Source organism: Streptomyces sp. NPDC006997 (assembly GCF_040635175.1).
Taxonomy (GTDB): Bacteria; Actinomycetota; Actinomycetes; order Streptomycetales; family Streptomycetaceae; genus Streptomyces.
The window spans coordinates 263409-290325 of record NZ_JBEYHH010000005.1 but is presented as its reverse complement, the minus strand read 5'-3'; the positions used below and the strand labels follow the sequence as shown (position 1 = coordinate 290325).

At 72.7% G+C, this 26917-nt stretch carries 19 protein-coding genes and 1 pseudogene; 9 read left to right on the top strand and 11 right to left on the bottom strand.

Going from position 1 to position 26917, the window contains the following annotated elements:
* Positions 1-118: 118 nt before the first annotated feature.
* The 9 genes and pseudogenes from pssA to ABZ659_RS07405 form a co-directional block, all read right to left on the bottom strand.
* Positions 119-970, bottom strand: coding sequence for a CDP-diacylglycerol--serine O-phosphatidyltransferase (gene pssA / locus ABZ659_RS07445; protein ID WP_360214454.1), 852 nt, complete (start codon positions 968-970; stop codon positions 119-121).
* Positions 957-1613, bottom strand: coding sequence for a phosphatidylserine decarboxylase (locus ABZ659_RS07440; protein ID WP_360214452.1), 657 nt, complete (start codon positions 1611-1613; stop codon positions 957-959). The genes pssA and ABZ659_RS07440 overlap by 14 nt, the downstream gene beginning before the upstream one ends.
* Positions 1614-1784: 171 nt before the next feature.
* A complete protein-coding gene (locus ABZ659_RS07435; RefSeq protein WP_360214450.1) occupies positions 1785-2990 on the bottom strand; it encodes an acyl-CoA dehydrogenase family protein in 1206 nt (401 codons plus the stop codon).
* 2 nt (positions 2991-2992) lie between these two features.
* A complete protein-coding gene (locus ABZ659_RS07430) occupies positions 2993-3562 on the bottom strand; it encodes a MaoC family dehydratase (RefSeq protein ID WP_360214448.1) in 570 nt (189 codons plus the stop codon).
* A 4-nt stretch (positions 3563-3566) separates the two neighbouring features.
* The gene (locus tag ABZ659_RS07425; RefSeq protein WP_360214446.1) at positions 3567-4529 is read right to left on the bottom strand and encodes a CoA ester lyase; all 963 of its coding nucleotides are present in this window, start codon (positions 4527-4529) and stop codon (positions 3567-3569) included.
* Positions 4526-6547, bottom strand: a pseudogene (locus tag ABZ659_RS07420) (protein meaA); the annotation flags it as partial. The pseudogene ABZ659_RS07420 and the gene ABZ659_RS07425, both read right to left, overlap by 4 nt.
* A gap of 139 nt (positions 6548-6686) precedes the next feature.
* Positions 6687-8030 carry a crotonyl-CoA carboxylase/reductase gene (gene ccrA, locus ABZ659_RS07415; RefSeq protein WP_360214444.1) on the bottom strand — a complete coding sequence of 448 codons (1344 nt, stop codon included), beginning with the start codon at positions 8028-8030 and terminating at the stop codon, positions 6687-6689.
* A 382-nt stretch (positions 8031-8412) separates the two neighbouring features.
* Positions 8413-9228, bottom strand: coding sequence for a TetR family transcriptional regulator (locus ABZ659_RS07410; RefSeq protein ID WP_360214442.1), 816 nt, complete (start codon positions 9226-9228; stop codon positions 8413-8415).
* A 160-nt stretch (positions 9229-9388) separates the two neighbouring features.
* Positions 9389-11200, bottom strand: a complete 1812-nt coding sequence (locus ABZ659_RS07405) for a 3-hydroxybutyryl-CoA dehydrogenase (RefSeq protein WP_360214440.1) — start codon at positions 11198-11200, stop codon at positions 9389-9391.
* A gap of 385 nt (positions 11201-11585) precedes the next feature.
* On the opposite strand from ABZ659_RS07405, the gene ABZ659_RS07400 reads away from it, so the two are divergent.
* Positions 11586-12164 (top strand): adenylosuccinate lyase, encoded by a 579-nt coding sequence (locus ABZ659_RS07400; protein ID WP_360214438.1) that lies wholly within the window; start codon positions 11586-11588, stop codon positions 12162-12164.
* 197 nt (positions 12165-12361) lie between these two features.
* Here ABZ659_RS07400 and ABZ659_RS07395 read toward each other — a convergent pair whose 3' ends face one another.
* Together ABZ659_RS07395 and ABZ659_RS07390 are read right to left on the bottom strand one after the other, a co-directional pair.
* Positions 12362-13951 carry an alpha/beta hydrolase gene (locus ABZ659_RS07395; protein WP_360214436.1) on the bottom strand — a complete coding sequence of 530 codons (1590 nt, stop codon included), beginning with the start codon at positions 13949-13951 and terminating at the stop codon, positions 12362-12364.
* Between the two features lie 139 nt (positions 13952-14090).
* Positions 14091-15158: an Rv2578c family radical SAM protein gene (locus tag ABZ659_RS07390; protein ID WP_360214434.1), complete on the bottom strand. Its 1068-nt coding sequence runs from the start codon at positions 15156-15158 to the stop codon at positions 14091-14093.
* Positions 15159-15304: 146 nt separating this feature from the next.
* On the opposite strand from ABZ659_RS07390, the gene ABZ659_RS07385 reads away from it, so the two are divergent.
* The 8 genes from ABZ659_RS07385 to ABZ659_RS07350 all read left to right on the top strand — a co-directional run bounded on the left by ABZ659_RS07385 (position 15305) and on the right by ABZ659_RS07350 (position 26910).
* Entirely contained in the window at positions 15305-15748 is a 444-nt protein-coding gene (locus ABZ659_RS07385) for an SRPBCC family protein (RefSeq protein WP_360214432.1), read from the top strand.
* Positions 15749-15897: 149 nt separating this feature from the next.
* On the top strand, positions 15898-18303 hold the full coding sequence (locus ABZ659_RS07380; protein WP_360214430.1) for an MFS transporter: 2406 nt from the start codon (positions 15898-15900) through the stop codon (positions 18301-18303).
* Between the two features lie 115 nt (positions 18304-18418).
* On the top strand, positions 18419-20884 hold the full coding sequence (locus ABZ659_RS07375; protein WP_360214428.1) for a SpoIIE family protein phosphatase: 2466 nt from the start codon (positions 18419-18421) through the stop codon (positions 20882-20884).
* A 154-nt stretch (positions 20885-21038) separates the two neighbouring features.
* A complete protein-coding gene (locus tag ABZ659_RS07370) occupies positions 21039-21764 on the top strand; it encodes a class I SAM-dependent methyltransferase (RefSeq protein WP_360214426.1) in 726 nt (241 codons plus the stop codon).
* A gap of 108 nt (positions 21765-21872) precedes the next feature.
* Positions 21873-22706, top strand: coding sequence for a M55 family metallopeptidase (locus ABZ659_RS07365; protein WP_360214424.1), 834 nt, complete (start codon positions 21873-21875; stop codon positions 22704-22706).
* Positions 22699-24003 carry a M20/M25/M40 family metallo-hydrolase gene (locus ABZ659_RS07360; RefSeq protein WP_360214422.1) on the top strand — a complete coding sequence of 435 codons (1305 nt, stop codon included), beginning with the start codon at positions 22699-22701 and terminating at the stop codon, positions 24001-24003. The genes ABZ659_RS07365 and ABZ659_RS07360 overlap by 8 nt, the downstream gene beginning before the upstream one ends.
* Positions 24004-24019: 16 nt before the next feature.
* On the top strand, positions 24020-25981 hold the full coding sequence (locus ABZ659_RS07355; protein ID WP_360214420.1) for a prolyl oligopeptidase family serine peptidase: 1962 nt from the start codon (positions 24020-24022) through the stop codon (positions 25979-25981).
* Complete coding sequence (locus ABZ659_RS07350; protein WP_360214418.1) at positions 25978-26910, top strand: LD-carboxypeptidase; 933 nt, start codon at positions 25978-25980, stop codon at positions 26908-26910. The genes ABZ659_RS07355 and ABZ659_RS07350 overlap by 4 nt, the downstream gene beginning before the upstream one ends.
* Positions 26911-26917: the final 7 nt, after the last annotated feature.

Sequence of the window (26917 nt, the reverse complement as noted above, 5' to 3'; positions counted from 1 at the left end):
GGGGCGTCGGCCGCCATGCGCGGTAGCGGGGGCGGGCACGGCGGACGGCGTGGGGGGCTGGGCGTCCGGACCGGTCACCAACCGTGGGTTCGGGGCCCGCTGCCGTCGCCTGCCCGGGCTACGGGATCTGCGCGGCCCGCGCCTCGCGGCGGTTGCCGCGGAAGTTGTTCACCCGGCGGGCCGTGGCGAACAGGGGGATCACCGCGCCGGTGACCAGCTGGAGCGCGCAGCCCGTCTGGAGGAGGAGCTGGCCGCTGGGGGCGCCGAAGGCCCAGGCGGAGAGCAGGCCCATCGACAGGACGATCCAGGCGAGCATCGCCACCGCGAGGCGGCCCCGCGGCTTGGGGTACTCGACCCGGCTCACCATCAGCCAGGCGGTGCCGATGATCGCCAGCAGGGTGGCGACGAACGGCAGCTCCAGCAGCACGATCGCGACCACCGTCAGCGCGCCGAAGGGGCTCGGCATCCCCTGGAACATGCCGTTCGTCGGGGTCACACAGGAGAACCTCGCCAGGCGCAGTACGACGGCAAGGAGCACGACGATCGCGCCCACCGCCGCCACCCGCTGGTGGGCGTCGTCCGCGACCATGCCGTAGACCAGGACGAAGTACGCCGGGGCCAGGCCGAAGCTGATCAGGTCGGAGAGGTTGTCCAGCTCCGCGCCCATGGGGGAGGAGCGGAGCTTGCGCGCCACCAGGCCGTCGAACAGGTCGAAGACCGCGGCGCAGAGCATGAGGATGACCGCGGTGGCCGCGCTGTGGCGGGCCATGCCGGTCTCCTGGCTGCCGGTGAGGTGCGGGATCAGGATGCCGGTGGTGGTGAAGTACACCGCCATGAAGCCGCAGGTCGCGTTGCCCAGGGTGAGGGTGTCCGCTATCGAGAGGCGCAGAGAGAGGGGCATCTCCTCCTCTTCGTCCTCGGCGACCTCCGGCACCCAGCCCGTTCGCGTCTCCGGGTCAGTCACGGTCAATGCGAGTCACCCCAGCCACCGTCTTCTGACCGACCTCGACCGCGACGTCCACGCCCTCCGGGAGGTAGAGGTCGACACGGGAGCCGAAGCGGATCAGGCCGATCCGGTCACCCTGCTCGACCTTGGTGCCCTCGGGGAGGTAGGGGACGATACGGCGGGCCACCGCGCCGGCGATCTGGATCATCTCGATGTCACCGAGTTCGGTGTCGAAGTGCCAGACGACGCGCTCGTTGTTCTCGCTCTCCTTGTTGAACGCGGGAACGAATCCGCCCGGGACGTGCTCCACGGACGTCACCGTGCCGGACAGCGGGGCACGGTTGACGTGCACGTTGAGCGGGCTCATGAAGATCGCGACGCGCGTGCGGCCGTCCTTCCACGGCATGATGCTCTGCACCACGCCGTCGGCGGGCGAGATGACCCTGCCCTGGGCGATCTCGCGCTCGGGGTCGCGGAAGAACCACAGCATCCCCGCCGCGAGCGCGGTGGCGGGGACGGCGACGGCCTTGGCGGCACCGGAGCGGCGCGCACGGGCCAGGCTGAGGGCTGCGGTGGCAACGGTCGGCAGGAGCCACGGCGATGCTCCGCGCGCGAGGCGTACGCCGGCCAGGCTGTCGCGAGGTGCAGAGGTTTGGCTGTGGGGCATGGATGACCTTCGTAGCGGATTACGCCGCGCTTCTGACGGGGGACGGCGGCTTTCCGGCGATCGTAGCGGCTAAGCGCCACAACTGGGTAAGTCCGGAAGCCGAGTCGACGGGTGGGGGGCGCCTACGGGGTGTGATCTTCTTCTCGGAGATAACACCCCGTTTCCGGACATTCAGCCCTGGAATCGATACTCTTCGAGCAGTCGGCGCCCAATGATCATTTTCTGGATCTCGGCGGTACCCTCACCGATCAGCAGCATCGGGGCCTCCCGGTAGAGGCGCTCGATCTCGTACTCCTTGGAGAAGCCGTAGCCGCCGTGGATCCGGAAGGCGTCTTCGACGACCTCCTTGCAGTACTCGGAGGCGAGGTACTTCGCCATCCCCGCTTCGAGGTCGTTTCGCTGCCCGGAGTCCTTTTTGCGTGCCGCGTTCACCATCATCGCATGGGCGGCCTCGACCTTGGTGGCCATCTCCGCCAGCTTGAACTGGATCGCCTGGTGCTGGGCGATCGGCTTGCCGAAAGTGTGTCGCTGCTGGGCGTACTGGACACCCAGTTCGAAGGCACGCTGGGCGACGCCGCAGCCACGCGCCGCCACGTTCACGCGGCCCACCTCGACGCCGTCCATCATTTGGTAAAAACCTCGGCCGGTGGTGCCGCCGAGCACCCGGTCGGCGGGAATCCGCAGGCCATCCATGATGAGTTCGGTGGTGTCCACCCCCTTGTACCCCATCTTGTCGATCTTGCCCGGGATGGTGAGGCCGGGGCGGACCTCGCCGAAGCCGGGCTCCTTCTCCACCAGGAAGGTGGTCATCGACTTGTGGGGGGCGGTGCCCTCGGGGTGTCCTTCGTCACTTCTGACCAGGACGGCCACCAGCGACGACGTACCGCCGTTCGTCAGCCACATCTTCTGCCCGTTCAGGACGTACTCGTCGCCCTCCCGGACCGCCTTGGAGGTGATCGCCGACACGTCGGAGCCGAGGCCCGGCTCCGACATGGAGAACGCGCCGCGGATGTCGCCCGCGGCCATCCGGGGCAGGAAGTGGTCCTTCTGCTCCTGGGTGCCGTGCTGCTTGAGCATGTACGCCACGATGAAGTGGGTGTTGATGATGCCGGAGACGGACATCCAGCCCCGGGCGATCTCCTCCACGCACAGCGCGTACGTCAGCAGCGACTCGCCCAGGCCGCCGTACTCCTCCGGGATCATCAGGCCGAACAGGCCCAACTCCCTCAGGCCGTCGACGATCGCCTGCGGGTACTCGTCACGGTGCTCCAGCTCGGTGGCGACCGGGATGATCTCCTTGTCCACGAAGTCGCGGACGGTGGAGAGGATCTCCTGCTGGACGTCGGTCAGACCGGCGGTCTGGGCGAGGCGGGCCATCTCTACTTCCCCTGTTCCTTCAGCTCGGAATCGGAGGTGTCGCCCCGAGGGGGCGTCGGTTGCGGGTGGTGGGGGGAGACGGGCGGGCGGCCCGGCTGCTCGCCGCCGCGCGCCTTGATGTACGTCTCGGTCGGCACCATCACCTTGCGGCGGAAGACGCAGACCAGGGTGCCGTCCTGCTTGTACCCCTTGGTCTCCACGTGCACGATGCCGCGGTCGTCCTTCGACTTCGACGGCCACTTGTCGAGCACGGTCGTCTCGCCGTAGACCGTGTCGCCGTGGAAGGTCGGCGCCACGTGCCTCAGCGACTCGATCTCCAGGTTGGCGATCGCCTTCCCGGAGACGTCCGGGACGGACATGCCGAGGAGGAGCGAGTAGACGTAGTTGCCGACGACGACGTTCCTGCCGAAGTCCGTCGTGTGCTCGGCGTAGTTCGCGTCCATGTGGAGCGGGTGGTGGTTCATGGTGAGGAGGCAGAAGAGGTGGTCGTCGTACTCGGTGACCGTCTTCCCGGGCCAGTGCTTGTAGACCGCCCCGACCTCGAACTCCTCGTAGGTGCGCCCGAACTGCATGGCCTCACGCCTCCGGAATCTCGAACGTGCTGGTGCGCCGCATCCCGGCGGCCCGCCCCTTGCCCGCGATGACCAGCGCCATCTTGCGGCTGGCCTCGTCGATCATCTCGTCGCCGAGCATCGCGGAGCCCTTCCTGCCGCCCGCCTCGGACGTGTAGTAGTCGTACGCGTCCAGGATCAGCTCGGCGTGGTCGTAGTCCTCCTGGGACGGCGAGAAGATCTCGTTGGACGCCTCGACCTGGCCCGGGTGCAGCACCCACTTGCCGTCGAAGCCGAGCGCGGCGGCACGCTGGGCGACCTCACGGTAGCCGTCGACGTTGCGGATCTGGAGGTAGGGCCCGTCGATCGCCTGGAGGTTGTTGGCGCGGGCGGCCATGAGGATCTTCATCAGGATGTAGTGGTAGGCGTCCGCCGGGTAGCCGGGCGGCTGCTCGCCCACGACCAGCGACTTCATGTTGATCGACGCCATGAAGTCGGCCGGGCCGAAGATGATCGTCTCGACGCGCGGGGACGCCTGCGCGATCTCGTTGACGTTGTTCAGGCCCTGCGCGTTCTCGATCTGCGCCTCGATGCCGATCCGGCCGACCTCGAAGCCCATCGTCTTCTCGATCTGGGTGAGGAGCAGGTCGAGGGCGACGATCTGCCGGGCGTCCTGGACCTTCGGCAGCATGATGCAGTCCAGGTTCGGGCCCGCGCCCTCGACCACGGTCACGACGTCGCGGTACGTCCACTCGGTCGTCCAGTCGTTGACGCGCACGACGCGGGTCTTGCCCGTCCAGTCGCCCTCGTTGAGGAACTTGACGATGGTGTGCCGGGCCTCCGGCTTCGCCAGCGGCGCGCACGCGTCCTCCAGGTCGAGGAAGACCTGGTCGGCGGCCAGGCCCTGGGCCTTCTCCAGGAAGCGCGGGTTCGAGCCCGGTACCGCCAGACAGGAACGCCGGGGGCGAAGGCGGTTGACCGTGGTCATGCGGGGACCTCCAGGGGGTCGAGCTTGTTGGCTGTGCGGATCTCGTCGACGATGCGGCCGATGATGCCGGTGATGTCGAAGTCCTTCGGGGTGAAGACCGCGGCCACCCCGGCGGCCCGGAGCTGCTCGGCGTCACCGTTCGGGATGATGCCACCGGCGATCACCGGGATGTCTGTGGCACCGGCCACACGCAGCCGTTCGAGTACGTCCGGCACCAGCTGGGCGTGCGAACCGGACAGGATCGACAGGCCGACCGCGTGCACGTCCTCGGCGAGGGCGGCGTCGACGATCTGCTCCGGGGTGAGCCGGATGCCCTGGTAGACCACCTCGAAGCCCGCGTCACGCGCGCGTACGGCGATCTGCTCGGCGCCGTTGGAGTGCCCGTCGAGGCCGGGCTTGCCGACCAGGAACCGGAGCTTGCCGACGCCGAGGTCCTTCGCCGTCAGCTCCACCTTGCGGCGGACGAGAGCCAGTCCCGTGCCCTCCTCGGCGGTCACCGCGACCGGCGCGGAGGAGACGCCGGTGGGGGCCCGGAACTCGCCGAACACCTCGCGCAGGGCGCCCGCCCACTCGCCGGTCGTGACGCCCGCGCGGGCGCACTCCAGGGTGGCCTCCATGAGGTTGTCGGTGCCCTTGGCGGCCTCCTTCAGCCGCTCCAGCGCCTTGCACGGGCGGGGATGGTTGAAGGGCGGCTGGTAGCGGGTGTCCCGCCAGTGCTGGAGGGCGGCGACCACGCGGGCCTCCACCGCCGGGTCGACCGTCTGGATCGCGGTGTCCAGGTCGGCCGTGAGCGGGTTCGGCTCGGTCGTCTCGAAGACGTTGACGCCGACGATCTTCTCCCGCCCGGACTCGATCCGGGCCCGGCGCTCCGCGTGCGAGGAGACCAGCCGCGACTTCAGGTAGCCGGACTCGACGGCCGCCATGGCGCCGCCCATCTCCTGGATGCGCTCGATCTCGGCGGACGCCTCCGCGACCAGCTCGTCCACCTTCGCCTCGACCACCTTCGAGCCCTCGAAGATGTCGTCGTACTCCAGCAGGTCGCTCTCGTGCGCCAGCACCTGCTGGATGCGCAGGCTCCACTGCTGGTCCCAGGGCCTCGGCAGGCCGAGCGCCTCGTTCCAGGCGGGGAGCTGCACGGCACGCGCGCGTGCGTCCTTCGACAGCGTCACCGCCAGCATCTCCAGCACGATCCGCTGGACGTTGTTCTCCGGCTGCGCCTCGGTCAGCCCGAGGGAGTTGACCTGGACGCCGTAGCGGAAGCGGCGGTGCTTGGGGTTCTCGATGCCGTACCGCTCGTGCGTGACGCGGTCCCAGATGCGGCCGAAGGCGCGCATCTTGCACATCTCCTCGATGAACCGGACGCCCGCGTTCACGAAGAAGGAGATCCGGCCCACCACGTCGCCCATGCGCTCCTGCGGCACCTGCCCGGAGTCGCGTACGGCGTCCAGGACCGCGATCGCCGTGGACATCGCGTACGCGATCTCCTGGACCGGCGTCGCGCCCGCCTCCTGGAGGTGGTAGCTGCAGATGTTGATCGGGTTCCACCTGGGCAGGTGCGAGACCGTGTACGCGATCATGTCGGTCGTCAGGCGGAGGGAGGGCCCCGGGGGGAAGACGTGCGTGCCCCGGGACAGGTACTCCTTGACGATGTCGTTCTGGGTGGTGCCCTGGAGCCGGGTGACGTCCGCGCCCTGCTCCTCCGCGACGACCTGGTAGAGCGCCAGCAGCCACATGGCGGTGGCGTTGATGGTCATCGAGGTGTTCATCTGCTCCAGGGGGATGTCCTGGAAGAGACGGCGCATGTCGCCGAGGTGCGCGATCGGCACCCCGACCCGGCCCACCTCGCCGCGGGCGAGGACGTGGTCGGAGTCGTAGCCGGTCTGGGTCGGCAGGTCGAAGGCGACCGACAGGCCCGTCTGGCCCTTGGCGAGGTTGCGCCGGTACAGCTCGTTGGACGCCTCGGCGGTGGAGTGGCCCGCGTAGGTCCGCATCAGCCACGGGCGGTCCCTTTCCTTCTGCGCCCGCGGCTGAGGGCGCTCTGTGCCCGTGTCGACGTTCCTCGGCCCGCGGTCGCCTCGCTCCCTTGTCTTCGTCTCCTTCGACACGGGCGCGCCCTCAGCCGCAGGCACGGTCTGACGCTCTGTCATCTACCGGCCCTCAGATGTTCCGGAAGCGGTTGATGGCGTCCAGGTGCTGGCCGCGCATCTCCGGGTCGCGCACGCCGAGGCCCTCCTCGGGCGCGAGGCAGAGCACGCCGACCTTGCCCTGGTGGGCGTTGCGGTGCACGTCGTGCGCGGCCTGGCCGGTCTCCTCCAGGGCGTAGACCTTGGAGAGCGTCGGGTGGATCTTACCCTTGGCGATCAGCCGGTTGGCCTCCCACGCCTCGCGGTAGTTGGCGAAGTGGGAGCCGATGATCCGCTTCAGTGACATCCACAGGTAGCGGTTGTCGTACTCGTGCATGTAGCCCGAGGTGGAGGCGCAGGTGGTGATGGTGCCGCCCTTGCGGGTGACGAAGACGGACGCGCCGAAGGTCTCGCGGCCGGGGTGCTCGAAGACGATGTCGATGTCCTCGCCGCCGGTGAGTTCGCGGATGCGCTTGCCGAAGCGCTTCCACTCCCTGGGGTCCTGGGTCTGCTCGTCCTTCCAGAACCGGTAACCCTCGGCGTTGCGGTCGATGATCGACTCGGCGCCCATGGACCGGCAGATCTCCGCCTTCTGCGGCGAGGAGACGACGCAGATCGGGTGGGCGCCGCCCGCGAGCGCGAACTGGGTGGCGTACGAGCCGAGGCCGCCGCTCGCGCCCCAGATCAGGACGTTGTCGCCCTGCTTCATCGCCGCTCCGTTGCGGGAGACGAGCTGCCGGTAGGCGGTGGAGTTGACCAGGCCGGGGGCGGCGGCCTCCTCCCAGGAGAGGTGGCCGGGCTTCGGCATCAGCTGGTTGGACTTGACCAGCGCGATCTCGGCGAGGCCGCCGAAGTTGGTCTCGAAGCCCCAGATGCGCTGCTCGGGGTCGAGCATGGTGTCGTTGTGGCCGTCGGAGGACTCCAGCTCGACGGAGAGGCAGTGCGCGACCACCTCGTCACCGGGCCGCCAGGCGTTCACGCCGGGGCCGGTGCGCAGCACGACGCCCGCGAGGTCGGAGCCGATGATGTGGTACGGCAGGTCGTGGCGCTTGGCGAGGTCGTTGGTGCGTCCGTAGCGCTCCAGGAACCCGAACGTGGACAGCGGCTCGAAGATCGAGGTCCACACCGAGTTGTAGTTGACCGAGGAGGCCATGACGGCCACCAGGGCCTCACCGGGGCCCAGTTCGGGCAGCGGCACCTCGTCCAGGTGCAGCGACTTGCGGGGGTCCTTGTCACGGGTTTCGAGGCCCGCGAACATCTCCGTCTCGTCCTTGTGCACGGTGATCGCGCGGTACGACTCGGGGAGCGTCAGGTTGGCGAAGTCGGCCGGGGTGGAGTCGGGCGACTGGATCGCGGCCAGGATGTCCTTCACGGTCACGGTGTTGCCTCCGGCGATGAGCGCCCTGAGGGAGGGGCGCTGAGGGTTACGTCGGTGCTGCTGAGGGTTTTTCGAACGGTGCCGTCGGTTCGGCGGGTGGTGCTGTTCGGCAGCGCTTGGTGGCGCGCGGGAGGGTGCCTGTGACGCAGGCGTCCGGGGCGCGGTGGTGGCCCGCGGGGACAGCCCGGACACCTTCAACGTATGGCACACCGTGTCACCTGGCAAGGCACTGAGTGCCAGAAATTGCTCTCAGATGAAATCTTTACGCATCAGATGAGCGATGATCGATCGAATCGGGGTGGAGGACCGGTGGAAAACGGCTCGGGAGACACCAAAACGGCCACCCCGAGGGGTGGCCGTCATCACAGGGGAGGGCAGGCGCTCAGCGGGACTTCAGCGCCTCCTCGATGGTCCGCATGACCTCGTCCAGCGGGGCGTCGGTACGGGCCACCGTGACCAGCACCTCACCGTGCGCGGAGACCCCCGCCGGGGGCACGGTGGACCGGGGCGCCGTGGAGCGGCCGACGCCGATGCCCGCGCCGAAGGTCTTGCGGACGATCGCGAAGGCGTGGTCGAGCTGCGCCTCCACGTCGCCCTGGCCGTCCGCCCGCAGCCAGCGCCGCAGCACGTGGTTGTGGGCGGTGACCACGGCGGACGCGGCGACCTCGGCGAGCAGCGGGTCGTCGTTGGCGGCGTCGTGGTGCGCGTGCTCGTCGAAGTGGCCGAGCAGGTAGCGGGTGAAGAGCCGTTCGTAGCGGGCCACCGAGGCGATCTCCGCCTCGCGCAGGGTGGGCACCTCGCGCGTGAGCTTGTAGCGGGCGACCGAGATCTCCGGCCGGGCCGCGTACATCCGCATGACCTCCTTGATGCCACGGCACACCGTGTCGAGCGGGTGCTCGTGCGCGGGCGCCGCGTTCAGCACCGCCTCCGCCCGGACCAGGGTGTCGTCGTGGTCGGGGAAGATCGCCTCCTCCTTGGAGCGGAAGTGGCGGAAGAAGGTGCGGCGGGCCACCCCGGCCTGGGCGGCGATCTCGTCGACGGTGGTCGCCTCGTACCCCTTGGTCGCGAACAGCTCCATGGCCGCCGCCGCCAGCTCCCGGCGCATTTTCAGCCGCTGGGCGGCGGCACGGCTGCCCGCGGCGGTCTCCGGAGCGTCGGACGTGGCGGAGGTACGGGTGGACTTGGCGGGCTGGGACATGACCCGAACGTACTGCATGTCCGCGGCCTGGTGCGCAGGTCCGGGCTTTCCCCCGCCCTCCGCGGGCGGGGGAGCGCCGGGTGCGGCGGGGGTGGGGCGGCTGCCCGGATCGAGCAGTCCGCCCCACTCCGCGCCCGCGCGGAACCAGTCGCCGGGCCGGTCACCGCCGGGCATATTCGCGGAAGCCGCGGCCCGTCTTGCGGCCGAGGCAGCCCGCGGCCACCAGATGCTCCAGGAGCGGCGCCGGGGCCAGGCCCGGGTCGCGGAACTCGCGGTGCAGCACCTTCTCGATGGCCAGCGAGACATCGAGCCCGACGACGTCCAGCAGCTCGAAGGGGCCCATCGGGTAGCCGCCGCCCAGCTTCATCGCGGCGTCGATGTCGTCGAGGGAGGCGTAGTGGTCCTGCACCATCTTGATCGCGTTGTTGAGGTACGGGAACAGCAGGGCGTTCACGATGAACCCGGCCCGGTCGCCGCAGTCCACGGCGTGCTTGCGGATCCGGCCGCACACCTCGCGGACGGTGGCGTGCACGTCGTCGCCGGTCAGCACCGTCCGCACCACCTCGACCAGCTTCATCGCCGGGGCCGGGTTGAAGAAGTGCATCCCGATCACGTCCTGCGGGCGCGAGGTGGCGCGGGCACAGGCGATCACCGGCAGCGAGGAGGTGGTGGTCGCCAGCACCGCGCCCGGCTTGCACACCTTGTCCAGGGCCGCGAACAGCTGCCGCTTGACGTCCAGGTCCTCGGCGACCGCCTCCACGGCCAGGTCGACGTCGGCGAAGGCGTCGTAGGAGCCCGCCGGGGTGATCCGCTCCAGGGTCTGGACGGCCGACTCCGCCGTCATCCGGCCCTTGTCGACCGAGCGGGACAGCGACTTGCCGATCCTGGCCTTCGCCGCCTGCGCCTTCTCCTCGCTGCGGGCGGCGAGGACGACGTCGTACCCGGCCTTGGCGAAGACCTCAGCGATGCCCGACGCCATGGTCCCGGAACCGGCGACGCCCACCGAGCGGACCGGGCGGCCCGGGGTGAGGGTGCCGCCCTCCAGCGGCGTCAGCGCGTCCCGCACCACCGTCGCGCTGCCGGGGGCCTCGTAGGTGTAGAAGCCGCGGCCCGCCTTACGTCCCGTCAGTCCGGCCTCGCTGAGCTGCTTCAGGATCGGCGCGGGGGCGTGCAGCCGGTCCTGGGACTCGGCGTACATGGCGTCCAGGACCGTGCGCGCGGTGTCGACGCCGATGAGGTCGAGCAGGGCGAGGGGGCCCATCGGCAGCCCGCAGCCCAGCCGCATCGCGGCGTCGATGTCCTCGCGGGTGGCGTAGTTGGCCTCGTACATCGCGGCGGCCTGGTTGAGGTAGCCGAACAGCAGCCCGTCGGCGACGAACCCGGGCCGGTCGCCGACCGCCACCGGCTCCTTGCCGAGCTGCACCGCGAGATCCGTGACGGCGGTGACGGCCTGCGGCGCGGTCAGCACCGAGGAGACCACCTCGACCAGCCTCATCGCCGGGGCCGGGTTGAAGAAGTGCAGCCCGAGCACCCGCTCGGGACGCGCCGAGTCGGCCGCGAGCCGGGTCACGGACAGCGCGTTGGTGCCGGTCGCCAGGACGGTGTCCGGCCGGACGATCCCGTCCAGCTCGCGGAAGATCTGCTGCTTGACCTCGTACGACTCCGGCGCCACCTCGATCACCAGGTCCGCGTCGGCCGCGGCGGTCAGCTCGGTGGCGGTGTGGAAGCGGGCGAGGACCTCGGCCCGCTCCGGCTCCGTCAGCCGGCCGCGGGCCACCGCGCGGGCGGTGGAGGACTCCAGGGCGGCGACGCACGCCGCGGTCTGGGCCTCGCTGATGTCGATGCCGACGACGTCGCGGCCCGCCTTGGCGAGCACCTCGGCGATGCCGGTGCCCATGGTGCCGAGACCGACCACGGCGATCTTCTGCAGGGGGGAGAGCGGGGACTGCGCGGGGGACAGGGGAGAGGCCATCGCGGGCTCCAGGAATGAGGGTGACGACTGGGAGCGCCCCGGCGCGCCACGAGGGCGTGCCGGGTGCGTGGAAGTGCTGCTGCGTGGTGCGGGTGTGGCCGGGCTGCGATGCGCACACGCCCGGGGGTGCCGCCGCCCGCCGCGGACGCGCACACGCCCGGCGAACGGTGGTGGCCGACCGGCCCTGTCCCGGGGCCTGGTCGTACTGCGGTACACGGGGTACCGAACCGACTGCGCTCACGGCGGCTGCGTCACCAGGCCGCCCTGAGGGTCCGCGAGCGGGTAACTCGCTCGTCTGAGCTTAACCGGCGAGTAACGAGCGCGCCAGCCCTTTGTCTCGGTGATGTGGATCCCGGGCGCCGAGATCGTTTGTACCCTCGGCGTCATGGACGAAGAGTTGCGATCGCTCACGGAGCGCTTACGGCGGGAGAGCGGCGACCCCCCGGAGTTCGGCGCGCTGGCGGCCACCGAGGACCGCGACCGGCTCGCGCACGTGCTCACCGCCCCCGGTCAGCCGCTGTGGGCCAGGGAACTGGCCGCGTTCCGCCTCGGCCTCGCGGGCGACCGGCGGGCCTTCGAGTCCCTCGTGCTCCTCCTCAACCACCGCGACCCGCAGCGCTGCGCCTCCGCCGCGTACGCCCTCGCCCGCCTCGGCGACCCGCGCACCGCCCGCGCGGCGGCGGCCCTCGCCACCAACGAACTGCGCGTCGCCTACGCCCTGCACCCCGTGCGGCTGCTGACCGCCCTGCGCGCCCCCGAGTCGGTGCCCGCCCTGATCAGCACCCTGACCCGGCGGCTGCGCCCGCACGACCCCTACCGCCGCGTCGGCCTCGCCTGCGTCGAGGGCCTCGGCGCGCTGGGCGACCCCCGCGCCCGCCCCGTCCTGGAGGCGGCCCTCGCCCACCCGGCCTTCGCGGAGGCGGCGGTACGGGCGCTGGCACGGTTGCCCCACAGGGGCCGCTGAGCGGTCGGACGACACCCCCGCCCCGCTCAGGCGCATCGCCCTGTGAGGCGAGCGTCCCGCCTGCCCCGGCGCCTGGCACGCCCTCTGACCGCACCGGGCCCTGGCCCACGTACATCCGGTACGTGGGCCGGGGCCCGGCACGCCGAGAGCGCGCACCTGACGCCGCTGAGCAGCCCCTCGGGCGACGACGGGACTGATCAGGCACGCCCCTGGCCGCGGAAGCCGAGCAGGGCGTGCAGGGCCGCGCCCCGGGACGCCGCGCGCCCGCCGTCAACCAGCGGCTTCGGGTCGGGCAGCGGCGCGCACGCGGCGTCCGGCTCGTTGCGGACGCCCGGACCGCTGGCGGCGGCGGGCACCGTGCCGCGCGTCAGATACGCCGTCAGATGGCCGTCCAGGCAGCCGTTCCCGCTGAGCGTGACGCCGTGGTTGCCGCCGCCGTCCTCGACCACCAGGGCCGAGCCGTGCAGCATCCGGCGCATCCGCACGGCACCCTCGTACGGGGTGGCCGCGTCGCCCGTCGCCTGGAACAGCAGCACCGGCGGCAGGTGCGCGTTGGAGACGTCCACCGGGTGCAGCGGCCGGGTCGGCCAGAACGCGCACGGCGCGTTGTACCAGGCGTTGTTCCAGGTCATGAACGGCGCCTTCTCATGCGCCGCCCCGTTGTCCGAGCGCCACCGGTGCCAGTCGCGCGGCCAGCGGGCGTCCCGGCACTCCACGGCGGTGTAGACGCTGTAGTTGTTGTCCCCGGCCGCGTCCACCGCGCCGAACTCCTCGTACGCCGCCACGAGCGGACCGGCGTCCCCGTCGTTGGCGTAGGCCGCGAACGCCTCGGCCAGGTAGGGCCAGTAGCCGTTGTAGTAGCCGCCCGGCAGGAAGGTGTCCTCCAACTCGGCGGCGCCCACCTTCCGCCCCGCCGGGCGCTTCTCCAGGGCCGCGCGCAGGGCGTACCACCGGCGCTCCACCGCCGCCGGGTCGGTGCCCAGGCCGTAGACCGCGTCGTGCCGGGCGACCCAGGCCAGGAACGCCCGGTGGCGGTCGTCGAAGGCGTGGTCCTGGGCGAGGTTGGCGTCGTACCAGACGTCCGTCGGGTCGACCACGGAGTCCAGCACCATGCGCCGCACCCGGTCGGGGAAGAGCCGGGCGTAGACCGCGCCCAGGTAGGTGCCGTACGAGTAGCCGAAGTAGTTCAGCCGCCCGGCGCCCAGCGCCCGCCGGATCAGGTCGAGGTCCCGCGCGGCGCTGACCGTGTCGATGTACGGCAGCACGCGCGCGTACTTCCTGCCGCAGGCCTCGGCGAACGCGCGGGCGCGCGCGAGGCCCGCCCGCTCCACCTCCGGCGAGTCCGGCACGGAGGCGTGCCGCACCGGGGCGAAGTGGCCGGGGCGGCAGTCCAGCGCGGGCCTGCTGGCGCCCACCCCGCGCGGGTCGAAGCCGATGACGTCGTACCGCGCGGCGACCTCCTTGGGCAGCGCGGCGGCGACATGCCCGGCGAGCGTCCGCCCGCTGCCGCCGGGGCCGCCCGGGTTGACCAGCAGCGGCCCCTCGGAGACGCGGGCGGTGTGCGGGACGCGGGACAGCGCGAGGGTGATCTGCCGCCCGCGCGGCTCCGCGTGGTCCAGCGGCACCTTCAGCGAGGCGCACTGGAGGGCCGGGTAGCGGGCGGTGCCGCACGCCTTCCAGGTGAGGCCCGCGGCGGTGCTCGCCCCGGCGGGCGCGGGTACGGCGGCGCAGGTGCCCGCCACCAGCAGGGCGGCGGCGCCGCACAGCAGGGCTGCGCGCTTTCCCATCGGGTCCTCCCCGGGACGGAGGGGCTGGGGACCGCGCGGATCACGGTCCTTGCCGGATCGTCCCGGGAGGGGGGAGGGGAGGAACGCGGGGCGGTCCGAGGTGACCCGATCGGGCCGCCGGATGCGCTCGAATGCCCCGTCAGAGCAGCGAGAGCTGCACGGGTCCGGTCACCCCGGCCGGGGGCTCCGGTTCCGGTACCCGCCGGGGCATGGCCGCCGGGGACGGCCCGATGCCGTACTCGCGGGCCAGGTCGTGCACCTGACGGGTGATCCGCCGCTGGTACCACTTCGGGGCGTACGCGCCGTCCGCGTACAGCCGCTCGTACCGGCCCACCAGGTGGGGGTGGTGCCGACCCAGCCAGGCCGTGAACCACTCCCGGGCGCCCGGGCGCAGGTGCAGCACCAGCGGCGTGACGGAGGTCGCCCCGCTGGCCGCGATCGCCCGCACGGTGGCCCGCAGCCGGTCCGGGTGGTCGCTCAGGAACGGGATCACCGGCGCCATCAGCACCCCGCAGCCGATGCCGCGCTCACCGAGGGCGCGTACGACGTCGAGCCGCCGCTCGGGGGAGGGCGTGCCCGGCTCCACGGTCCGCCACAGCCCCGGGTCGGTGAAGCCGACCGAGACGGAGATGCCGACGTCGGTCACCTCCGCCGCCTCGGCCAGCAGGTCGAGGTCGCGCAGGATCAGGGTGCCCTTGGTGAGGATGGAGAACGGGTTGGCGTGGTCGCGCAGGGCGCCGATGATGCCCGGCATCAGCCGGTAGCGGCCCTCCGCGCGCTGGTAGCAGTCGACGTTGGTGCCCATCGCCACGTGCTCGCCCCGCCAGCGCCGTGAGCCCAGCTGGCGGCGGAGCAGCTCCGGCGCGTTCACCTTGACCACGATCTGCGAGTCGAAGCCGAGCCCGGTGTCCAGGTCGAGATAGCTGTGCGTCTTCCTCGCGAAGCAGTAGACGCACGCGTGCGTGCAGCCCCGGTAGGGGTTGACCGTCCATTCGAACGGCATCCGGGAGGCGCCCGGCACCCGGTTGAGGATGGAGCGGGCCCGGATCTCGTGGAAGGTGACGCCCGCGAACTCCGGCGTGTCGAACGTGCGTGTATGCACCGCGTCGGCGCCGAACAGCGCGGCGTCGGGCGCCCGGCCGTGTTCGGCGGGCGCCGCCGGCTCCCCGGTCCCGCCGGATCCCGTCGTGAGGTTCTCCCAGCGCATGACCCCTCCTCGGTAGCACTGGGCACAGAATAGAACATCTGTTCCCATGATCGTGTTCGGTCACTTCCGAAGCCCCGATTTGGCGGCCGGGGACCGGGGTGGTTGGCTTGCCCCGACCTTGAGAACTCAAGCCCTGGAGGAAGTCGATGGCGCAGGTCGAGGCCAGCACGGAGCGGGTCGTCGCGGCGGACCCGGAGACGGTGTTCGACACCCTCGCCGACTACAGTGGCACCCGAGCCAAGCTGCTGCCCGAACAGTTCAGCGAGTACGAGGTGCGCGAGGGCGGCGACGGCGAGGGCACCCTGGTCCACTGGAAGCTCCAGGCCACCAGCAAGCGGGTCCGGGACTGCCTGCTGGAGGTCACCGAGCCGTCCGACGGCGACCTCGTCGAGAAGGACCGCAACTCCTCCATGGTCACCACCTGGCGGGTCACCCCCGCCGGGGAGGGCAGGTCCCGCGTGGTGGTCACCAGCACCTGGCAGGGCGCCACCGGCATCGGCGGCTTCTTCGAGCGGACCTTCGCGCCCAAGGGGCTCGCCCGGATCTACGACGCGATCCTCGCCAGGCTGGCCACCGAGGTCGAGAAGTAGACAAAGGGCGGCCCCGGCGCCGCCGTTGAGGGCTCACCGGTTCGAGTGGATCTCCGCGGGGACCGGGCCGCCGCCGTAACTCGCCGCGCCTGCGCGCAGTTTCCGCTTCCGCGGGCACCGTGCGGCAGGCGCGACGAGGGGAGCGGTACGTGGGCGGGACGACTCTGGTACAGGACGAACCGGTCGCGGCACCCCCGCCGCCGCCCGTCCCGGAGACCGCCACGGCCGCCGGGCTCAGCCCCCGCCGGGTACGGCTGGTCTTCCTCGCGCTGATGATGGCGCTGCTGCTCGCCGCCCTGGAGCAGATGATCGTCGCCACCGCGCTGCCGCGGATCGTCGGCGAACTCCACGGCCTGGAGAAGATGTCCTGGGCGATCACCGCCTACCTCCTCACCGCCACCGTCGGACTGCCGGTCTACGGCAAGCTCGGCGACCTCCTCGGCCGCAAGGGTGTCTTCCAGTTCGCGATCGTCGTCTTCGTCGTCGGCTCCGCGCTCGCCGGGCGTGCCCAGACCATGGACCAGCTCATCGCCTACCGGGCCGTCCAGGGCGTCGGCGCGGGTGGCCTCATGACCGGTGTCCAGGCGATCATCGCGGACATCGTGCCGCCCCGGCGGCGCGGCCGGTACCTCGGCCTGATCGGCGCCGCCTTCGGGCTCGCCTCCGTCGCCGGACCCCTGCTCGGCGGCTACTTCACCGACCACCTGTCCTGGCGCTGGTGCTTCTACGTCAACGTGCCCTTCGGGCTGGCCACCATGGCCGTCGTCGCCGTCGTGCTGAAACTCCCCAAACCGGCCAGGAGGGCCCGCCTCGACGTCCTCGGCGCGCTGCTGCTCACCGCCGCGTCCACCTGCCTGGTGCTGCTCACCAGCTGGGGCGGCACCGAACACGCCTGGGACTCCCGCCTCATCCTCGGCCTCGCCGCCGGGGCCGTCGCCGCCACCCTGCTCTTCCTGCTCGCCGAGCACCGCGCCGCCGAACCCCTCATCCCGCTGCGGCTGTTCCGGGACTCCGTCTTCAACGTCACCGGCCTGGTCGGCCTCGTCGTCGGCGTCGCCCTGTTCGGCGCCGCCAGCTACCTGCCGACCTTCCTCCAGATGGTCGACGGCGCCTCCGCCACCGAGTCCGGGCTGCTGATGCTGCCGATGATGGCCGGGATCGTCGGCGCGTCCGTGGTCTGCGGACAGCTCGTCAGCCGCACCGGCCGCTACAAGGCGTACCCCGTCCTCGGCTGCGCCCTGTGCGTGGCCGGGATGTGGCTGCTGTCCCGGCTGGAGGCCGACACCCCGCGGCCGCACTACAGCGTCTGGATGGCCGTCCTCGGCGCCGGGATCGGCATGGTGATGCCGGTCCTCATCCTCGCCGTGCAGAACAGCGTCCGCCCCGCCGACCTGGGCACCGCCACCAGCGCCAACAACTACTTCCGGCAGATCGGCGGCAGCGTCGGCGCCGCCGTCTTCGGCACCCTCTTCGCCGACCGGCTCACCGACGCCCTCGCCGACGAACTCCCCCCGCGCGCGGGCGCCGGGCTGCCCGCGGCCGATTCCCTGACCCCGCGGCTGGTGCACGCCCTGCCGCCCGACCTCCGCGACAGCTACATCCGGGCCTACGCCGACGCCATGCCGAGGATCTTCCTCTACCTCGTGCCGGTGCTCGTCCTCGGTCTGCTCATCGCCTTCTTCCTCAAGGAGAGACCACTGGTGTCCCACAACGCCCCCACCACCGACCCGGACACCGCCCGGCTGAACGCCGTGCCGCCGCCCCCGCCGGTGCCGCAGGCCCGCACCCCGTACGGCGCCGGGATCGCCGTCTGCGGCACGGTGCAGCACCCCGACGGCACCGTCGTGCCGCGTGCCGCGCTCACCCTGATCGACGTCGCCGGGCAGCAGGTCGGGCGCGGCGCGAGCGGCGACGACGGGCGGTACGCGCTGGCCACGCCCGGGGCGGGAGCGTACGTGCTGATCGCGGCGGCGGGCGGCCACCAGCCGCAGGCGGTCTCCGTGACCGTCGGCGAGCGGCCCGTCGAACTCGACGTCGTCCTCGGCGGCGCCGGACGGCTCGCCGGGAGCGTCCTCACCGCCGACGGCACCCCCGTGCGGGACGCCACCGTCACCCTCACCAACGTGCACGGCGAGGTCGTCGCCACCACCCGCAGCGGGCGCGAGGGCGGCTACGTCATGACCGAACTCGTCGCCGGCGAGTACACCCTCGCCGCCAGCGCGCCCGCCTTCCGCCCCGCCGCCCTCCCGGTCAGCGTGCAGGCCGCCCGGGAGACCCGGCAGGACGTCGAACTCGCGGGCGGCGCCGTGCTGCGCGGCACGGTCCGGGCCGGGGGCGGACGGCCCGTGGAGGACGCGCGCGTGACCCTCCTCGACGCGGCGGGCAACGTCGTCGACACCCTCACCACCCCGGCGGACGGCACCTTCCGCTTCGTCGACCTGTCGTCCGGCGAGTACACCGTCATCGCCGCCGGGTACCCGCCCGTCGCCACCGTCCTCCAGGTCGCGGGCGGCGGACGCACCGAACGGGACCTCCAACTCGGGCACGAGGACTGACGCCCCCACCGGCGCGGTCAATTCGCCCGTTGCCGCACATCGGGCGCGGCCACCGCCGTACCGTGGGGGCCGGGGGACAGATCTTGCTCAGCCATGGGGGAGGAGGGCCTGGACCATGGACCGTGGCACCGACGACCGGGCGGCGCCCGACGGCCACCCGGGGCCGGGGAGCGCCGTCGCCGGACGCGTCCCGCTCGCCGTGGTCGTCGTCGACCGCGAGGGCCTCGTCTCCCACTGGAGCGCCGGGGCCCGGCGGCTGTTCGGCACCTCCAAGGAGGCGGCGCTCGGCCGCCCCGCGGTCGACCTGCTGCCCGTCTCCGGCGCGCTGCCGGAGGACGGCGACCCCTCGTCGTACGGCGTGGACGACGGGCTCGGGCCCGACCTCGACGTCTCCCTCGGCGGTCAGCTGTCCTACCCGGCCGCGGGCTGCGCGCGGCTCAACGTGCCCGGGAGCGACCGGATCGACGTGCTGTGGTGGGCCTACCCGCTGGTCGGCCCCGGCCCGGAACGGCTGCTCGTGCTCGCCGCCGAGGCCGCCCCGCTCCGACTCCGCGACCCCGACGAGGCGCTGGACGCCACGGACGCCGTCGTCGAGCGGATCGTGCCCGCCTTCGCGCTGCACACCGACTTCCCCGGCGCCGAGCGCCTCGCGCGCGGGCTGCCCGAGATCCTGCCCAGCATGGGCGTCGGGGAGAGCGCCCGGATCGTCGCACAGGTCCTGGAACTGGGCTACCCCGTCCTGGAGTTCAGCCAGAACGACCGGGTGCCCGTCACCCCCGACTGGGGCGTGCCCCGCCGCGCCGAGCGCCGGGCGCGCCGGGAGCGGCTCGCGCGGGCGGTCGCGGCGGGCCAGCCCGTGCCGACGGACCTGCGCGAGGACGCCGACGACAGCGAGGACCTGGAGTACGCGGCCGTCCGCGAGCGCCTGGAGTTCCTCAACGAGGTCAGCGGCCGGATCGGCACCTCACTCGACCTCGCGGCGACCATCGTCGAGGTCAGCAAGGCCGTCGTCCCGCGGTTCACCGACGTCGCGGGCACCTATCTGCGCGAACAGGTCGTCGCCGGGGAGGGGTTCCCGGACGGCGTCCCGGACACCACCACCCTCTGGCACCGGGTCGCCCTGGAGCACACCGACGAACCCGGCCGCTGGGACGACGTCGTGCCGGTCGGCGAGGCCATGCCGTTCCCGGCGCACACCCCGTTCTTCCAGTGCATGACCACCGGGGAGCCGGTGCTGGTGCCGCGGATCAGCGAGGAGACGGGGCACGCCATCGCCGCGCAGTTCGAGAAGCGCGACATCCGGCCGCTGATCACCGGGCGTTCCATGCTGGTCGTGCCGCTGAAGGCGCGCAACGTCGTCCTGGGCTTCATGATCCTGCTGCGCCACCCCGAGCGGCCCGAGTTCAACGACATGGACCGGGTCACCGGCGCCGAACTGGCCGCCCGCGCGGGCCTCGTCCTCGACAACGCGCGCATGTACACCTACCAGGAGTCCGTCGCGGAGACGCTCCAGGACAGCATGTTGCCGCACATCCCGGCGCGGATGGCGGGCTGCGACATCGCCACCCGCTACCTGCCCGGCACGCTCCTCGGCCGGGTCGGCGGCGACTGGTTCGACTCGGTGAAGCTGCCCGGCGCCCGCACCGCGTTCGTCGTCGGCGACGTCATGGGCCACGGCCTGAACTCGGCGGCGATGATGGGGCAGTTGCGCACCGCCGTGCAGACCATGGCCGCCCTCGACCTGCCGCCCGCGCGACTCCTGCGCAACCTCGACGACCTCGCCCAGCGGCTCGGCGAGAACTACCTCGCGACCTGCCTGTACGCCGTCTACGACCCCGTCGCGGGCGAACTGAGCCTCGCCAACGCCGGGCACATCCCGCCGGTGCTGGTGCGCGCCGAGGACGGCCGCAGCGAGCTGCTCGACCTGCCCACGGGCGCCCCGATCGGCATCGGCGGCGTGCCGTTCGAGGCGGTACGCGTGCCCGTGCGGCCCGGCGACCGGCTGGTGATGTGCACGGACGGACTGGTCGAGGTGCGCGGCGAGGACATCGGCGTCGGCCTCGCCACCCTGTGCGAGTCGGCGGCGCACCCGGCCGCGTCCATGGACGACGCCTGCGACACCATCATCCGCGCCCTCAATCCGCGCGGTGGCCGCAAGGACGACGTGGCCCTGCTGATGGCCCGGCTCAGCGGCATCGAGCCGGACGACGTCGCGGAGTGGCGGCTGCCGCTCGACCCCGCCGAGGTGGGCCGGGCGCGGGCCGCGGTCCGTGAGCAGCTCCACGACTGGGGCCTGGCGAAGGCGGCGTACACCGCCGAACTGCTGGTCAGCGAACTCGTCACCAACGCCGTACGGCACTCCCGCCACCGCCCGGTCGGGCTGCGCCTGGTGCGCGGCGACACCCTGCTGTGCGAGGTGGACGACGACGACCACGAACTGCCCACCCTGCTCAGCGCCTCCGGCGGCGACGAGACCGGACGCGGGCTGCGCGTGGTCAGCACGCTGGCCCGCGAGTGGGGCGCCACCCGGACCGGCGCCGGCAAGACGGTGTGGTGCGAACTCACCCTGCCCCGCCGCTGAAGCCCAGGGCCGGAGGGGGCGCACAGAGGGGCGCGGGGGAGCGGACGGGGCGTGCGGGATTCGCGCCGTGTTCTTGTGGCGGTGCCCCGCGCGCGGTAGACCGTACTGGCCCGTCTGTCGGAGCGGGTCGCCGTCGCACCCTGGGGAGTTGGGCATGAGCGTGACGAGTCGGTACCGGGACGCCTGGGAGGGCTTCTGGCAGGAGGCGTCGGACGAGCCGGGGGCGGTGTTCTGGGACGCGGAGCCCGCGCTGACCGCGGGACGGCACCTGGCGCTGTTCGAGCCGCACCTCGTGGAGCCCACGCTGCCGCTGCTCGACCTCGGCTGCGGCAACGGCACCCAGACCCGGTTCCTCGCCGACCGCTTCCCCCATGTGATCGGCCTCGACCTGTCCGCCGCGGCCCTGGACCACGCCCGCCGCGCCGACCCGGCCGGACAGGCCACCTACCGGGTACTGGACGCCGCCGAGAAGGGCGAGGCGCAGACCCTGCACGCGGAGCTGGGCGACGCCAACGTGTACGTGCGGGGCGTGCTGCACCAGTGCGAGCCCCACGACCGGCAGCCGCTGGCCGACAGCATCGCCACGCTCGCCGGGGAGCGCGGCCGGGTCTTCCTCGTCGAGCCCTCGCAGGCCGCCGGGGCCGTGCTGCGCGGTCTCGCGCAGGGCCCCGCCGGTCCGCCCGCGAAACTCGCCCCCGTCCTGCGGCACGGCATCGCGCCCGGCGCGGTCGACGACGCCGCCGTGCCCGACTTCCTGCGCGCGGCCGGACTCACCGTCCTCGCCGGCGGCGAACTCCCGCTGGTCACCACGGAGTACACCGAGGGCGGCATCCGGATAGAGCTGCCGTCGTCCTGGCTGGTGGCAGGGCGCCAGGCGTGACCCGAGGGGCCCGAGCGGCGGCGGGCCCGGGGGCCGGGGCGCCGGGCGCGGGGAACGGCCGTCCCGCGTCCTGGCCCGTTCCGGCCGCGACGCGTAACGTTTCGCTGCATGAAGATCCTGATCAGCGCCGACATGGAGGGCGCCACGGGGGTGACCTGGCCCGCCGACGTGCTGCCGGGCACCCCGCAGTGGGAACGCTGCCGTTCCATGTTCACCTCGGACGTCAACGCCGCCGCCCTCGGCTTCCTCGACGGGGGCGCCGACGACGTGCTCGTCAACGAGGCCCACTGGACGATGCGCAACCTGCTCCTGGAGGAACTGGACGAACGGGTGCAGATGCTCACCGGGCGGCACAAGTCGCTGTCCATGGTGGAGGGCGTGCAGCACGGCGACGTCGACGCCATCGCGTTCGTCGGCTACCACGCGGGCGCCGGGGAGGAGGGCGTCCTCGCGCACACCTACCTCGCCAACTCCATCACCGGGGTGTGGCTGAACGACGTGCGCGCCAGCGAGGGCCTGCTCAACGCGCACGTGGTCGCCGAGTACGGGGTGCCGGTGGTGCTGGTCACCGGGGACGACGTGGCCTGCGAGGACGCCCTCGGCTACGCCCCCGAGGCGCTGAAGGTCGCCGTCAAGGACCATGTCTCCCGGTACGCCGCCGTGTGCCGGACGCCCGCCCGCACCGCCGCCGACATCCGGGCCGCGGCCAAGGAGGCGGTGGGCCTGGCGGGGCGGCGGGAACCGGTCGCCGGTGGACCGTATACAGTCGCCGTCGAGTTCGACGCCGAGCATCTCGCCATGGCGGCGACCGTCGTACCGGGAGTGGAGCGGATCGGGGAGCGGAAGGTGGCCTACACCAGCGGGACCATGTTCGAGGGGATCCGCACCTTCAAGGCCGTCACCACCGTCGTCTCGGCCGCCGTGGAGGAGCAGTATGGCTGACCAGCGGGCCCTGGACGAGGTCGTGACCTTCACGTCCGACCTGATCCGCATCGACACCACCAACCGGGGCGGCGGTGACTGCCGGGAGCGGCCGGCCGCCGAGTACGCCGCCGAGCGGCTCGCGGGCGCCGGGCTCGAACCGGTGCTGCTCGAGCGCACCGAGGGCCGCACCAACGTCGTCGCCCGGATCGCGGGCACCGACCCGTCCGCGGACGCGCTGCTGGTCCACGGCCACCTGGACGTCGTACCGGCCGAGGCCGCCGACTGGAGCGTGCACCCGTTCTCCGGCGAGGTCCGCGACGGTGTCGTGTGGGGCCGGGGCGCCGTCGACATGAAGAACATGGACGCGATGATCCTGGCCGTGGTGCGGGACTGGGCCCGCCAGGGCGTCCGCCCCCGCCGGGACGTCGTGGTCGCCTTCACCGCCGACGAGGAGGCCAGCGCCGAGGACGGCTCCGGGTTCCTCGCCGACCAGCACGCCGACCTGTTCGAGGGCTGCACCGAGGGCATCAGCGAGTCCGGCGCGTTCACCTTCCACGACGGCTCAGGCCGGGAGATCTACCCGATCGCCGCCGGGGAGCGCGGCACCGCCTGGCTGAAGCTCACCGCGCGCGGACGCGCCGGACACGGCTCCAAGGTCAACCGGGAGAACGCGGTGACCCGGCTGTCCGCCGCGATCGCCCGCATCGGCGACCACGAGTGGCCGCTGCGGCTCACCCCGACCGTGCGCGCCGCGCTCACCGAACTCGCCGCCGTCTACGGCATCGAGACCGACCTCAGCGACGTGGACGCCCTGCTGGAGAAGCTGGGCCCGGCCGCCAAGCTGGTCGAGGCGACCGTCCGCAACAGCGCCAACCCGACCATGCTGGACGCCGGTTACAAGGTCAACGTCATCCCGGGCCAGGCCGTCGCCCACGTCGACGGGCGCTATCTGCCGGGCGGCGAGGAGGAGTTCCGTACCACCCTCGACCAGCTCACCGGCCCCGACGTCGACTGGGAGTTCGCCCACCACGAGGTCGCCCTCCAGGCGCCGGTGGACTCGCCCACGTTCGCCGGGCTGCGCGCCGCCGTCCAGGAGTTCGCGCCGGAGGGCCACGTGGTGCCGTACTGCATGTCGGGCGGCACCGACGCCAAGCAGTTCTCGCGGCTCGGCATCACCGGCTACGGCTTCGCGCCGCTGAAGCTGCCCGAGGGCTTCGACTACCAGGCGCTCTTCCACGGGGTCGACGAGCGGGTGCCCGTCGAGGCGCTGCACTTCGGTGTCCGCGTCCTCGACCGCTTTCTGCGGACGGCCTGAGCGGGGCCGGAGAGGGATGGAAAAGGTGCAGACCCTGCCATACGGTTCATGGCCCTCGCCGATCGGCGCGGCCACGGCCGCCGCGCACGACGGGCACCCCGAGTTCGTCGGCTTCGTCGGCGACGAGGTCTGGTGGACCGCGCCACGCCCCACCGAGGGCGGCCGACGCACCCTGGTGCGACGCCACGGCGACGGCACGGAGGAGTCCGTGCTGCCCGCCCCGTGGAACGTCCGCAGCCGGGTCATCGAGTACGGCGGCCAGCCCTGGGCCGGAGCCGCCGTCGACGGTGCGCCCTTGGTGGTGTTCGTCCACTTCGGCGACCAGCGGCTGTACCGGTACCGGCCGGGCGCCGAACCGGTGCCGCTGACGCCGCTGTCGCCGGTCGGCGGCGGGCTGCGCTGGGCGGACCCGGTGCTGCGCGTCGAGCGCGGCGAGGTGTGGTGCGTCCTGGAGGAGTTCACCGGCGACGGCCCCACCGACGTACGGCGCGTGCTGGCCGCCGTACCGCTGGACGGGTCGGCCGCGCGGGACCGGGACGCGGTGCGCGAGCTGACCGCCGCCCGGCAGCGGTTCGTCACCGGGCCCCGGCTCTCCCCGGACGGACGGCGCGCCGCCTGGCTGGCCTGGGACCATCCGCGGATGCCCTGGGACGGCACCGAGCTGCTGGTCGCCGACGTCGACGCTGACGGAACGTTTCACGAGCCGCGTACCGTCGCGGGCGGGCCCGAGGAGTCCATCGCGCAGGCCGACTGGTCGGCGGACGGCGGGCTGCTGTACGCCAGCGACCGCGGCGGCTGGTGGAACCTGTACCGCGACGGCACCCCGCTGTGCCCGCGTGAGGAGGAGTTCGGCGGCCCGCTGTGGAAGATCGGGCAGCGCTGGTTCGCCCCCCTGGCCAGCGGCACCGTCGCCGTCGTGCACGGCCGCGGCGCCACCGCCCTCGGCATACTCGACCCCGAGACCGGCGAGGTCGTCGACGCCGCCGGACCCTGGACCGAGTTCTCCGCCACCCTCGCCGTGCACGGCGAACGCGTCGTCGCCGTCGGCGCCAGCCCGCGCAGCGCCTGGGAGGTCGTCGAACTCGACACCCGCACCGGCCACGCCCGCGTCGTCGGCGCCCCGCACGACGACGCCGTGGACCCCGCCTACTACCCCGAGCCGCAGATCCGCACCTTCACCGGACCCGACGGCCGCGACATCCACGCCCACATCTACCCGCCGCACAACCCCGGCTGCGTGGCGCCCGGACCCGAACTCCCGCCGTACGTCGTCTGGGCGCACGGCGGCCCCACCGGGCGCTCCCCGCTCGTCCTCGACCTGGAGATCGCCTACTTCACCTCGCGCGGCATCGGCGTCGCCGAGGTCAACTACGGCGGCTCCACCGGGTACGGGCGCGCGTACCGCGACCGGCTGCGCGAGCAGTGGGGCGTCGTCGACGTCGAGGACTGCGCGGCCGTCGCCCTCGCCCTCGCCGACGAGGGCACCGCCGACCGCGACCGCCTCGCCATCCGCGGCGGCAGCGCGGGCGGCTGGACCTCCGCCGCCTCCCTCACCGGCACCGACGTCTACGCCTGCGGCACGATCATCTACCCCATCCTCGACCTCACCGGCTGGGCGACGGGGGAGACCCACGACTTCGAGTCGCAGTACCTCGAAAGCCTCGTCGGACCGCTCGCCGAGGTGCCCGGCCGGTACGCCGAGCGCTCGCCCACCGAGCGCGCCGAACACCTCACCGTGCCGTTCCTGCTCCTCCAGGGCCTGGACGACCCGATCTGCCCGCCCGCCCAGTGCGAACGCTTCCTCGCCCGCATCGAGGGCAGCCGGGTGCCGCACGCCTACATCGCCTTCGAGGGCGAGGGCCACGGCTTCCGGCGCGCCGAGACCATGGTGCGCGCACTGGAGGCCGAACTCTCCCTGTACGCCCAGGTGTTCGGGCTCGACCCGGCGGGCGTCCCGACGCTGGAGCTGACCAAGTGACCCAGGTCGGAGAGCTGGACCGGCCCGCCCGGCTGGCGCCCGGCGCCCGCGTCGCCGTCGTCGCGCCCAGCGGGCCGGTCCCCGAGGAGCGGTTGCAGGCCGGGCTCGACGTGCTGCGCGGCTGGGACCTCGACCCGGTCGTCGCCCCGCACGTCCTCGACCGGCACGGCACCTTCGACTACCTGGCGGGCGCGGACGCCGACCGCGCCGCCGACCTGCAGAACGCCTGGTGCGACCCGTCCGTGGCCGCCGTGCTCTGCGCCCGCGGCGGCTACGGCGTCCAGCGCATGGTCGACCTGCTCGACTGGGAGGCGATGCGCGCCGCCGGGCCCAAGGTGTTCGTCGGCTACAGCGACATCACCGCGCTGCACGAGGCGTTCGCCACCCGGCTCGGCCTGGTCACCCTGCACGGCCCGATGACCGCGGCCGTCGACTTCCTGAAGAACGCCCGCGCCCAGGACCACCTGCGGGCCACCCTGTTCGCCCCGGAGACCGCGCGCACCGTCGCCTCCGCCGGACGCGCCCTCGTCCCCGGCCGGGCCCGCGGCGTCCTCCTCGGCGGCTGCCTCAGCCTGCTCGCCGCCGACCTCGGCACTCCGCACGCCCGGCCCTCCGCCCGCGGCGGGCTGCTCTGCCTGGAGGACGTGGGCGAGGAGACGTACCGGCTCGACCGCTACCTCACCCAGCTGCTGCGCTCCGGCTGGCTGGACGGCGTACGCGGGGTGCTGCTCGGCTCCTGGGCGGAGTGCGACCCCTACGACGAGGTACGGGCGCTGCTCGCCGACCGGCTCGGCGGGCTCGGCGTGCCCGTGGTGGAGGAGTTCGGGTTCGGGCACTGCGAGGGCGCGCTCACCGTGCCCTTCGGGGTGGCCGCCGAGCTGGACGCGGACCGGGCCACCCTGACCCTGGACGAACCGGCGCTGCGGTAGACGTCAC